11 protein-coding genes are annotated in these 10617 nt (G+C 59.8%); 3 read left to right on the top strand and 8 right to left on the bottom strand.

All coding sequences use genetic code 11. The annotated features are described in order from the left end of the window. Positions 1-32: 32 nt before the first annotated feature. The 8 genes from DMX11_RS05615 to DMX11_RS05650 all read right to left on the bottom strand — a co-directional run bounded on the left by DMX11_RS05615 (position 33) and on the right by DMX11_RS05650 (position 7525). Positions 33-326: a DUF2388 domain-containing protein gene (locus DMX11_RS05615; RefSeq protein ID WP_110743586.1), complete on the bottom strand. Its 294-nt coding sequence runs from the start codon at positions 324-326 to the stop codon at positions 33-35. A gap of 89 nt (positions 327-415) precedes the next feature. Beyond that, positions 416-733 (bottom strand): DUF2388 domain-containing protein, encoded by a 318-nt coding sequence (locus DMX11_RS05620; RefSeq protein WP_110743587.1) that lies wholly within the window; start codon positions 731-733, stop codon positions 416-418. A 304-nt stretch (positions 734-1037) separates the two neighbouring features. Beyond that, the gene (locus tag DMX11_RS05625) at positions 1038-1253 is read right to left on the bottom strand and encodes a DUF1127 domain-containing protein (protein ID WP_003256968.1); all 216 of its coding nucleotides are present in this window, start codon (positions 1251-1253) and stop codon (positions 1038-1040) included. Positions 1254-1625: 372 nt separating this feature from the next. Next, entirely contained in the window at positions 1626-3119 is a 1494-nt protein-coding gene (locus tag DMX11_RS05630) for an acetyl-CoA hydrolase/transferase family protein (protein WP_110743588.1), read from the bottom strand. Positions 3120-3303: 184 nt separating this feature from the next. Next, entirely contained in the window at positions 3304-4740 is a 1437-nt protein-coding gene (locus DMX11_RS05635) for an NAD(P)(+) transhydrogenase (Re/Si-specific) subunit beta (RefSeq protein WP_110743589.1), read from the bottom strand. A 2-nt stretch (positions 4741-4742) separates the two neighbouring features. Beyond that, entirely contained in the window at positions 4743-5057 is a 315-nt protein-coding gene (locus DMX11_RS05640) for an NAD(P) transhydrogenase subunit alpha (protein WP_003256966.1), read from the bottom strand. An 11-nt stretch (positions 5058-5068) separates the two neighbouring features. Next, entirely contained in the window at positions 5069-6190 is a 1122-nt protein-coding gene (locus tag DMX11_RS05645) for a Re/Si-specific NAD(P)(+) transhydrogenase subunit alpha (RefSeq protein ID WP_110743590.1), read from the bottom strand. Between the two features lie 435 nt (positions 6191-6625). Next, complete coding sequence (locus DMX11_RS05650) at positions 6626-7525, bottom strand: LysR family transcriptional regulator (RefSeq protein WP_110743611.1); 900 nt, start codon at positions 7523-7525, stop codon at positions 6626-6628. Positions 7526-7686: 161 nt separating this feature from the next. On the opposite strand from DMX11_RS05650, the gene DMX11_RS05655 reads away from it, so the two are divergent. From DMX11_RS05655 to DMX11_RS26105, 3 genes are all read left to right on the top strand, one after another. After that, the gene (locus tag DMX11_RS05655; protein ID WP_110743591.1) at positions 7687-8868 is read left to right on the top strand and encodes an acyl-CoA dehydrogenase; all 1182 of its coding nucleotides are present in this window, start codon (positions 7687-7689) and stop codon (positions 8866-8868) included. Positions 8869-8882: 14 nt separating this feature from the next. Beyond that, the gene (locus DMX11_RS05660) at positions 8883-10103 is read left to right on the top strand and encodes a CaiB/BaiF CoA-transferase family protein (RefSeq protein WP_110743592.1); all 1221 of its coding nucleotides are present in this window, start codon (positions 8883-8885) and stop codon (positions 10101-10103) included. 294 nt (positions 10104-10397) lie between these two features. Continuing rightward, the coding region (locus tag DMX11_RS26105) for a hypothetical protein (protein WP_218278942.1) at positions 10398-10617 on the top strand (220 nt) is incomplete at its 3' end.

Below are 10617 nucleotides of genomic sequence, written 5' to 3' on the forward strand. Positions count from 1 at the left end.
CATCTCCGAAAAATACAGGGAGTCAGGGGTAGTTATTGGACGAGAATTGCCTGTGCCAGTTCCAGGTCGCCGACGGCATGCCGTGTGCAATTGTGGCGTAATGATTCCAGAGCGGCTTCAAGGCGCGCTCCACGAATCAGGCCCTCGCTGGCAACGAACGCCGCAGCATCGTCACGTGCCTGGCGGACCAGCTTGCGGTCGAACGGGGCGGAGGTGACCTGGCTGGTAACGTAGCCGGTAATCACCAGACCTTGCGTGCTGGTGTCCATGGCATGGGCGCTAGCCACGCAGGCGAGGGAAAGCAGCAGAGACAACAGATAACGCATGGGCTCTATAGACGGCTGGAGACAGTAGCGGCAGTGCCGGGTACGGCTGTGCTGGTGGTGACCAGCACAGCTGCTTTATTCAGACCGGGTCAGAGTGCCAGGATGGCCTGGGCCAGTTGTGCGTCGCTGGCCTGCAGGGCTGGCATCTGCGAGCGGATGTGCAGGAATGCGCTTTCCAGCTTGGCGCCGCGGATGTCGCCCTGGCTGCCAACGAAGCTGGCGGCGTCGTCACGGGCAGCCTGGACGATCTTGTCGTCACGGAAGGAGGAGGAAACATCGGAAGTGGCATCGGTGGACGCAGCTACTGCGCCTACGACAGCGTCAGTGGTGACAACGAAGCTGGTGGCGCTTGCGGTGCCGGCCAGGCTCAGCATCAGGGCGGCGCCAATCAGGTATTTACGGGACATGATGGTGGACTCCTGGACTATGGGCGGGTGGTTCTGTCTATCGGACGCTTGCACAGCGCATCGCGGTACTTTTGACAGTGGTTTAAACCAAGCTGTTAAGCCAAGCGTATCACGCGCCAGTGTTTGCGGTAGTTAATGAACAGCGCACCAACAAACTGTACCGCTATGTTTTGGTTTTCCCAAAACTGTGCATGTTGCTGGCCCAGAAGCTCTGGCATGCGGCCTGGAAACAAAAAACCCGTTGCAGTGTCCTGCAACGGGTTTTAGGAATTCGCGGTGCCGGCCGCAGCCGGCAAGCCGGTGCTTAGCGCCAGAAAGGCTTGCTCAGCTCTTCGTAACGCTGCGACTCGCTGATACCGGCGTCGGCCAGCAGGCGGGCGTCCAGGCGAGCCAGTTGACGGCGGCTGGCCATACGGCGCTGCCACAGCAGCAGGGTCGACAGAGCGCGCAGCGGCAGCGAGGCGTTGGATTGCTGGGCGTTGCTTTCAAAAACCAGACCGGAACTGAGGGTACGTTCCATGATGCTTCATCCTTCCGCTTATGGCGGGATTAGGTAGTGATTTAACTGATGCCAATGATCCTCCCCTCTTGTCCATAACAGTAGATACAGTTCTGTTGAAAGACGATGGCTCAGTTAACTGTGTAATCCTACTGTTGCACTCGAAATAGGCGTAACTGTACTGGTCGGCACTCTTTTGGTGCATTGCTGTTCAGCAAACGAAATTTTTAGGGGGTGTGAGGAGGATTAACCGGTACAGTAGAACAGATTATTCAGGTTTTTGTTCGCAACGTGTGTTTATAGAAAGAGTGGCTGCTGGTGCCCATTCGTGAATAGGCCCGCGAAGAGGCCGGAACGCCGGGAGCAGGGCCGGCGTTCCGCACTACAACTGTATCAGCTCGCCAGCATGCGCCCGGTTTCTTCCAGGTTTTCGTGCCAGCTCAAGGCTTCGCGCAGAATGTGTGGGGTATGCCCGCCACGCTGGCAGGCGCGATCGAAGTAATCGTTCAGCGCAGCGCGATAGTCTGGGTGCACACAATTGTCGATGATTGCCCGTGCGCGCTCGCGAGGCGCCAGGCCACGCAGGTCAGCCAGGCCTTGCTCGGTGACCAGGATGTCCACGTCGTGCTCGGTGTGGTCGACATGGCTGACCATTGGCACCACGCTGGAAATCGCACCGCCCTTGGCAATCGATTTGGTGACGAACACCGCCAAGTGGGCATTGCGGGCGAAGTCACCCGAACCACCGATGCCGTTCATCATTCGGGTGCCGCACACGTGGGTGGAGTTGACGTTGCCGTAGATATCGAACTCCAGCGCGGTGTTGATACCGATGATGCCTAAGCGGCGCACGACTTCCGGGTGATTGGAAATTTCCTGCGGGCGCAATACCAGCTTGTCCTTGTAACGCTCCAGGTTGCCGAAGACATCGGCGTTGCGGCGTGTCGACAGGGTGATCGAGCTGCCCGATGCGAAGCTCAGCTTGCCGGCGTCGATCAGGTCGAAGGTGGAGTCCTGCAGTACCTCGGAGTACATGGTCAGGTCTTCGAAGGGGGACTCGATCAAGCCGCACATTACTGCGTTGGCGATGCTGCCGATACCGGCCTGCAGCGGGCCGAGCTTGTTGGTCATGCGGCCGGCGGCCACTTCTTTCTTGAGGAAGTTGATCAGGTGGTCGGCGATGCCCTGGGTTTCGTCATCCGGCGGCAGTACGGTGGACGGTGAGTCCGGCTGGTCGCTGATGACGATACCGACGATCTTGGCCGGGTCGATCGGGATGGCGGTGCTGCCGATGCGGTCGTCGACCTTGACCAGCGGGATAGGCGTGCGGGTCGGGCGGTAGGTCGGGATATAGATGTCGTGCAGCCCCTCGAGGTTGGTATTGTGCGAGAGGTTGATCTCGACAATTACTTGCTTGGCGAAGATCGCGAAGCTGGCCGAGTTGCCCACCGAAGTGGTTGGCACGATGTGGCCCTGCTCGGTGATGGCCACCGCTTCGATGACCGCGATGTCAGGCAGCTTCAGCTGCTGGTTGCGCAGCTGCTCGACGGTTTCCGACAGGTGCTGGTCGATGAACATCACTTGGCCGTCGTTGATGGCCTTGCGCAGGGTGCTGTCGACCTGGAACGGCATGCGGCGGGCCAATACACCGGCCTCGGTCAGCTGCTTGTCGAGGTCGTTACCCAGGCTGGCGCCGGTCATCAGGCTGATTTTCAGTGGCGACTGCTTGGCACGTTCGGCCAGTGCATGCGGTACGGCCTTGGCTTCGCCGGCGCGAGTGAAACCGCTCATGCCGACGGTCATGCCGTCCTCGATCAGACCAGCGGCATCAGCCGCACTCATTACCTTGCTGTGCAGGGAGGACAAGCGGATACGATCACGGTACATGGATTGTTATCTCGGGCTACTGAAACTACTGCCGCGCAGTCTAGAGATTTCGCCCATTGCCGTCCCGCGACCATGGTCGTATGAGAAGCCACGAAATAGAGCCGTTGATCCGGATCAATAAAAGAAAAGCCCCGGCAGATTCTGACCGGGGCTTCCTTTATATCAGCTGGTTTGCAGAGAGGTTTTACTCCACTGCCTTGACCATGTCCTCAATGACCTTCTTGGCGTCACCGAACACCATCATGGTCTTGTCCAGGTAGAACAACTCGTTGTCCAGGCCTGCATAGCCGCTGGCCATCGAGCGTTTGTTGACGATGATGGTCTTGGCCTTGAACGCTTCGAGGATTGGCATGCCGGCGATCGGCGACTTTGGATCGTTCTTCGCCGCCGGGTTTACCACGTCGTTGGCGCCCAACACCAATACCACGTCAGCCTGGCCGAACTCGGCGTTGATGTCTTCCATCTCGAACACCTGGTCATACGGCACCTCGGCTTCGGCCAGCAGTACGTTCATGTGCCCGGGCATACGCCCCGCCACCGGGTGGATCGCGTATTTAACGGTCACACCGTTGTGGGTCAGCTTCTCGGTAAGCTCCTTCAGAGCGTGCTGGGCGCGAGCGACCGCCAGGCCGTAGCCAGGGACGATGATCACGCTGTCGGCGTTGCTCAGCAGGAAGGTGGCGTCGTCGGCCGACCCGGACTTCACCGGGCGCTGCTCTTGTGAACCTTGCGCCGCGCCGGCGTCGGTATCGCCGCCAAAGCCGCCGAGGATGACGTTGAAGAACGACCGGTTCATCGCCTTGCACATGATGTACGAGAGGATGGCACCGGACGAACCTACCAGGGAACCCGCAATGATCAGCATCGAGTTGTTCAGCGAGAAACCGATACCGGCCGCTGCCCAGCCCGAGTAGCTGTTGAGCATCGATACCACCACCGGCATGTCGGCGCCGCCGATCGGGATAATGATCAGCACGCCCATGATGAAGGCCAGGACCAGCATCAGGGTGAAGGCACTGTAGTGACCCGTGAAGGTGAACAGCAGGCCCAGGGCGATGGTGGTCAGGCCCAGGATCAGGTTCAACTTGTGCTGGCCAGCGAACTGTACCGGTGCACCCTGGAACAGGCGGAACTTGTACTTGCCCGACAGCTTGCCAAAGGCGATCACCGAACCCGAGAAGGTAATGGCACCAATGGCTGCGCCGAGGAACAGCTCCAGGCGGTTACCGGTGGGGATCGGGTCACTGATGGAAGCGACGATGCCCATCGACTGCGGCTCGAGCACGGCTGCAATGGCGATGAATACCGCGGCCAGGCCGATCATGCTGTGCATGAAGGCGACCAGCTCGGGCATCTTGGTCATCTCGACGCGCTTGGCCATGATAGAACCGGCGGTGCCGCCGACCAGCAGGCCGACGATGACGTAGCCGATGCCGGCGGTGGCAAGCTCAGCCCCCAGCTTATAGATGAGGCCCACCGTGGTGAGGATGGCCAGGCCCATGCCGATCATGCCGAACAGGTTACCGCGCCGCGAGGTGGTCGGGTGCGACAGGCCCTTGAGCGCCTGGATGAAGCATACCGAGGCGACGAGGTAGAGGAGCGTTACCAGATTCATGCTCATGCTTACTTCTGCGCCTCGTTCTTGGTTTTCTTCTTGAACATTTCAAGCATCCGGCGTGTGACCAGGAAGCCACCAAACACGTTGACCGCCGCCAGTGCCACCGCCAGGGTGCCCATCAGCTTGCCGGCCGGGGTCACGGTCAGGGCCGCAGCGAGCATGGCGCCGACGATGACGATGGCCGAGATGGCGTTGGTGACTGCCATCAGCGGTGTGTGCAGCGCCGGGGTCACGTTCCACACCACGTGGTAGCCCACATAGATGGCCAGCACGAAGATGATCAGGTTGTAGATGCCATGGGAAATCAGCATGTCTTCCATTGTCGTGCTCCTTAGCCGTTCTTGCGGACGACCTGCCCATCGCGGCACATCAGGCAGGCCGCGACGATGTCGTCTTCGAGGTTGATGACCAGTGCGCCGTCCTTGTCGAACAGCAGCTTCATGAAGTCCAGTAGGTTGCGTGCATACAAGGCCGAGGCATCGGCGCCTACCTGGGCTGGCAAATTGGTCGGCCCAACGATGGTCACGCCATTTGCCTGCACCACTTGGTCCGCGACGGTCAGCGGGCAGTTGCCGCCTTGGGCTGCAGCCAGGTCGATGACCACCGAGCCCGGCTTCATCTGCGCCACGGTATCGGCGCTAAGCAGGGTCGGCGCTTTGCGCCCGGGGATCAGCGCGGTGGTGATGACGATATCGGCCTGCTTGGCGCGCTCGTGGACGGCCTGGGCCTGGCGTTGCATCCAGCTGGCTGGCATGGGGCGGGCGTAGCCGCCGACGCCCTCGGCGCATTCGCGCTCCTCGTCGGTTTCGTAGGGCACGTCGATGAACTTGGCGCCCAGCGACTCGATCTGCTCCTTCACTGCCGGACGTACGTCGGACGCTTCTATCACCGCACCCAGGCGCTTGGCCGTAGCGATGGCCTGCAGGCCGGCAACGCCTGCGCCCAGGATCAGCACGCGCGCAGCCTTAACGGTGCCGGCGGCGGTCATCAGCATGGGCATGAAGCGTGGGTAGTGATGCGCAGCCAGCAAGACCGCCTTGTAACCCGCGATGTTTGCCTGCGAAGACAGCACGTCCAGGCTCTGTGCCCGGGAGGTACGCGGCGCCGCTTCAAGCGCGAAGGCGGTAATACCGCGTTCGGCCATCTTGCCGATCAGTTCGTTGTTGAACGGGTTGAGCATGCCCACCAGAAGGCTGCCGCTGTTGATCAGCGCCAGTTCCTGGTCGTTGGGAGCGACCACCTTGATGACCAATTGGGCGCCGTAGGCATCGGCTGCGCTCCCCAGGGAAGCACCCACGGCCTCATAGGCACTGTCCGGAATGGCGGCGTTGAGACCTGCCCCACGTTGGACGGTGACCTGATGGCCTTGGCCAATCAGTTTCTTGATGGTTTCGGGGGTCGCAGCGACCCTTGTCTCACCGGTCTGCGTCTCGAGAGGAACACCAATGTGCACGACTATTTCTCCTGCGGTGACCTTTTGTCTTTGTAAAAGCCAGCGCACTGCGGATGGTGTGCTGGGGCGGCAGTGGAGCGCCATCCCGCCGGATCCCGGGCGGGCGAAGCATTTTGCAGACGAAGCCAGGGGCCTTCAACCGGTTCTGGAGCGAAACGAAGTCAAAACTACAAGTCACCCTGTGACCGCGTGTCGCAGCTACATGGCTGCAGCCCGTCAATCATGGGCTATTGGCAGATTAGGAGAAAAAATCAAAAAATTTCGGTCAATTCGCTTTCGACTTGCTGAATGTCGCTAAATAACCCGCAAAGCCGCGCAGTCATGAGGGTTAAAGGGTATTTTTGGTCTTACGTAACAGTTTACGTATATGCGACAGATACATATATCTGTAGGTGTTTAAAATTATTGACTACGGAGTCAGGTTATCGATCTTGATCACGCTTGGGCGCTGTACGCCTGGGCTTGGCTTACCAGCCAGTCGCGGAAAGCGCGCAACGAGGCAGATTCCACCTTGCGCTCTGGGATCATCAGATAGTAGGCCTTGTCGCTAGTCAGGGCGTATCTGTTAGCGACCACCAACCTACCCTCCTGCAACTCGCGCTGGATCAGGAACGGCGGTATCAGGGCTATGCCCATCTCGTGCATGGCTGCTTGGGCGAGCATCGAGAATAGTTCATAGCGGGGGCCTGTCATGTCGCACTCCACATTTATGCCTGTGCTGGCGAACCATTGTCGCCAGGCGTAGGGGCGCGTGCTTTGCTGCAGCAGGGGTAGCTGGGCGATGCGCTCTGCCTCGAGGGTGCTCTGCCCGGCTAGCAGCGCTGGGCTGCAGACGGGGACTGGGTTTTCCCCCATCAGACGGTGCGACTGGGTGCCGGACCAGTCAGCGTCGCCAAAATAGATGGCGGCATCGAAGGTGGTGTCGGCAAACAGGAATGGCCGAGTGCGGTTGGTGAGGTTGACCGTGACATCGGGGTGCCGCTGCTGGAAGTCCTTGAGCCGAGGAAGCAGCCATTGGGTACCGAATGTGGGCACCACTGCCAGTTCGATCACGTTGGCGCCCTGCTGGCGCATCACGGATAGCGTATCGCGCTCCACGGCGTCCAGTTGGGCGGCGACCTGGCGGCTGTAAGAGAGGCCGGCTTCGGTCAGCTTTACGCCGCGGCGCGAGCGACGGAACAGTTCCACATTGAGGAAGGCTTCCAGGCCACCGATCTGCCGACAAACGGCGCCCTGGGTCAGCGCAAGCTCCTGAGCAGCCTTCGTGAAGCTCTCGTGGCGCGCTGCCGCTTCGAAGCAAATCAGGGCAGTTGTACTGGGGATCTTGCGGCGCATGTACATCTACCTCACTTGTAAGGCTTTCAGTATGGCGGTTTTGCGATCTACGAAGTGAGGAATTATCACTGGTTGGTGCGCAATACTCGTTTGTCCCGGCGGCCGATCAGGCCTAGGCTCAAAGGCACGAGAAACTGCACCCTATTTCGAGGATTTCGCTCATGGCCGCTAAAGCAAGCTTCAACTGGATCGACCCGCTGCTGCTGGATCAGCAGCTCACTGAAGAAGAGCGCATGGTGCGTGACAGCGCTTATCAGTTTGCCCAGGACAAGCTGGCCCCGCGCGTGCTCGAAGCGTTCCGTCACGAGCAGACCGACCCGGCGATCTTCCGCGAGATGGGTGACGTCGGCCTGCTGGGGGCTACCATTCCCGAGCAGTACGGCGGCAGTGGCCTGAACTATGTGTGCTATGGCCTTATTGCCCGTGAAGTGGAACGCATCGACTCGGGCTATCGATCGATGATGAGCGTGCAGTCGTCGCTGGTAATGGTGCCGATCAATGAATTTGGCACAGAGGCACAAAAGCAGAAGTACCTCCCCAAGCTGGCGAGTGGCGAGTGGATCGGTTGCTTCGGCCTGACCGAGCCCAACCATGGCTCCGACCCGGGTTCGATGATTACCCGTGCCAGGAAAGTCGACGGTGGCTATCGCTTGACCGGCAGCAAGATGTGGATCACCAATAGCCCGATCGCCGATGTCTTCGTTGTCTGGGCCAAGGATGATGCGGGTGACATTCGCGGCTTCGTCCTGGAGAAGGGCTGGCAAGGTCTGAGTGCCCCGGCGATTCACGGCAAGGTCGGCCTACGCGCTTCTATCACCGGCGAAATCGTCATGGACAACGTATTCGTGCCGGAAGAGAACATATTCCCGGATGTGCGTGGTCTGAAAGGCCCATTCACCTGCCTGAACTCGGCTCGTTACGGTATTTCCTGGGGGGCGCTAGGTGCCGCTGAAGCTTGCTGGCACACCGCCCGCCAGTACACCCTGGACCGTCAGCAGTTCGGCCGCCCGCTGGCCGCCAACCAGCTGATCCAGAAGAAGCTTGCCGACATGCAGACCGAAATCACCCTGGCGCTGCAGGGCTGCCTGCGCCTGGGGCGTATGAAGGACGAAGGTACGGCTGCGGTGGAGATCACTTCGATCATGAAACGCAACTCCTGCGGCAAGGCGCTGGATATCGCCCGCATGGCGCGTGACATGCTGGGCGGCAACGGTATCTCCGACGAATTTGGCGTGGCCCGTCACTTGGTGAACCTGGAGGTGGTCAACACCTATGAGGGTACCCATGACGTACATGCGCTAATCCTGGGGCGTGCACAGACCGGTATCCAGGCCTTCTATTGATAAGGAGCCAGCCCATGGGCGCGCTTTCACATCTGCGGGTGCTGGACCTTTCGCGCGTGTTGGCCGGCCCGTGGTCTGGCCAGATTCTCGCTGACCTCGGTGCTGACGTGATCAAGGTCGAGCGCCCGGGCAGCGGCGACGACACGCGTTCATGGGGGCCGCCCTTCCTCAAGGATGCCGAGGGTGAGAATACAAGTGAGGCCGCCTATTACCTGTCGGCCAACCGCAACAAGCGCTCGGTGACCATCGATTTCACCCAGCCCGAGGGGCAGCGCCTGGTGCGCGAGCTGGCGGCAAAGTGCGATATCGTCATCGAGAACTTCAAGGTGGGGGGGCTGGCAGCGTATGGACTGGACTACCCAAGCCTGAAAGCGGTCAATCCACGGCTTATCTATTGCTCCATCACTGGCTTTGGTCAGACCGGCCCCTATGCCAGGCGTGCTGGCTATGACTTCATGATTCAGGGGTTGGGTGGGCTGATGAGCCTGACCGGCCGCCCGGAGGGTGAAGATGGTGCTGGGCCGGTGAAAGTGGGGGTGGCGCTTACTGACATTCTCACCGGGCTCTATTCGACGGTCGCCATGCTCGCCGCCCTTGCGCACCGGGATCAGACTGGCGTCGGCCAGCATGTCGACATGGCGTTGCTGGATGTGCAAGTGGCTTGCCTGGCGAACCAGGCAATGAACTATCTGACCACGGGGACTGCGCCACGGCGACTGGGCAATGCGCACCCTAATATCGTGCCCTACCAGGATTTCCCGACGGCGGATGGTGACTTCATTCTTACCGTGGGCAACGACAGCCAGTTCCGCAAGTTCGCCGAGGTGGCTGGGCAACCCCAATGGGCGGACGACCCGCGCTTTGCCACTAATAAGTTGCGCGTGGCCAATCGGGTCGAGTTGATTCCTTTGATTCGTCAGGCCACGGTGTTCAAGACCACGGCGGAGTGGGTGAGCCAGCTGGAGGCGGCCGGGGTGCCGTGCGGGCCTATCAATGACCTGGCGCAGATGTTCCAGGACCCTCAGGTGGTGGCGCGTGGTTTGGCGGTAATGATGCCGCATCCGTTGGCGGGTAGCGTCCCACAGGTGGCCAGCCCGATACGCTTGTCGGAGACGCCGGTGGAGTATCGTCGTGCGCCGCCGCTGCTGGGCGAACATACCGAGCTCGTGCTGGAGGAAGTGCTGGGGTTGGATGCGAGCCAGGTGCAGCGCTTGCGCGATGCTGGTGTGCTGTAGAGGCTTCAGCGTCTATTGAAAGCGGGGAGGCCGTCAGGCCTCCCCGCTTTGCTTTTTCAGGGATCTGAAGGTTTGTTGAAATTAAAGGTTGACGGCCTTTCGAATCCCCTTATAATGCGCCCCACTTCCAGCGACAACGGAACGACAAACTCCTTGAAATTCAATGAGTTAGAAGATTCGGAAAGCGCTGTAAGGGCTACGATCGAATGATCGCCAGCGGTTGAGATGATGGTTGACAGCGCTTTTAAGTGCTGTATGATTCGCCTCCCGCTACGAGAGATCGAAGCGAGTCAAGTGTTTGAAGCTAAACGAGTTTCTCGCAAAAAACTTCAAAATAAACGCTTGACAGCAAATGAGGAAAGCGTAGAATGCGCGCCTCGGTTGAGGCGAAAAGCTCTTAACCAAACGCTCTTTAACAAATCGAATCAAGCAATTCGTGTGGGTGCTTGTGAGTACGGACTGATAGTCAAAAAGATTATCAGCATCACAAGTGGCCATGCGAGAAATCACATAG

The sequence above is a fragment of the Pseudomonas sp. LB-090624 genome (assembly GCF_003205205.1).
In the GTDB taxonomy this organism is placed as follows: Bacteria; Pseudomonadota; Gammaproteobacteria; order Pseudomonadales; family Pseudomonadaceae; genus Aquipseudomonas.

Bases quoted from the DNA above. Each gene is read 5' to 3' on its own strand.
- DMX11_RS05640 (WP_003256966.1), bottom strand. From the start codon at position 5,057: ATGGAAGACATGCTGATTTCCCATGGCATCTACAACCTGATCATCTTC.
- DMX11_RS05635 (WP_110743589.1), bottom strand. From the start codon at position 4,740: ATGAGCATGAATCTGGTAACGCTCCTCTACCTCGTCGCCTCGGTATGC.
- DMX11_RS05625 (WP_003256968.1), bottom strand. From the start codon at position 1,253: ATGGAACGTACCCTCAGTTCCGGTCTGGTTTTTGAAAGCAACGCCCAG.
- DMX11_RS05620 (WP_110743587.1), bottom strand. From the start codon at position 733: ATGTCCCGTAAATACCTGATTGGCGCCGCCCTGATGCTGAGCCTGGCC.
- DMX11_RS05615 (WP_110743586.1), bottom strand. From the start codon at position 326: ATGCGTTATCTGTTGTCTCTGCTGCTTTCCCTCGCCTGCGTGGCTAGC.
- DMX11_RS05650 (WP_110743611.1), bottom strand. From the start codon at position 7,525: ATGCGCCGCAAGATCCCCAGTACAACTGCCCTGATTTGCTTCGAAGCG.
- DMX11_RS05660 (WP_110743592.1), top strand. From the start codon at position 8,883: ATGGGCGCGCTTTCACATCTGCGGGTGCTGGACCTTTCGCGCGTGTTG.
- DMX11_RS05655 (WP_110743591.1), top strand. From the start codon at position 7,687: ATGGCCGCTAAAGCAAGCTTCAACTGGATCGACCCGCTGCTGCTGGAT.
- DMX11_RS05630 (WP_110743588.1), bottom strand. From the start codon at position 3,119: ATGTACCGTGATCGTATCCGCTTGTCCTCCCTGCACAGCAAGGTAATG.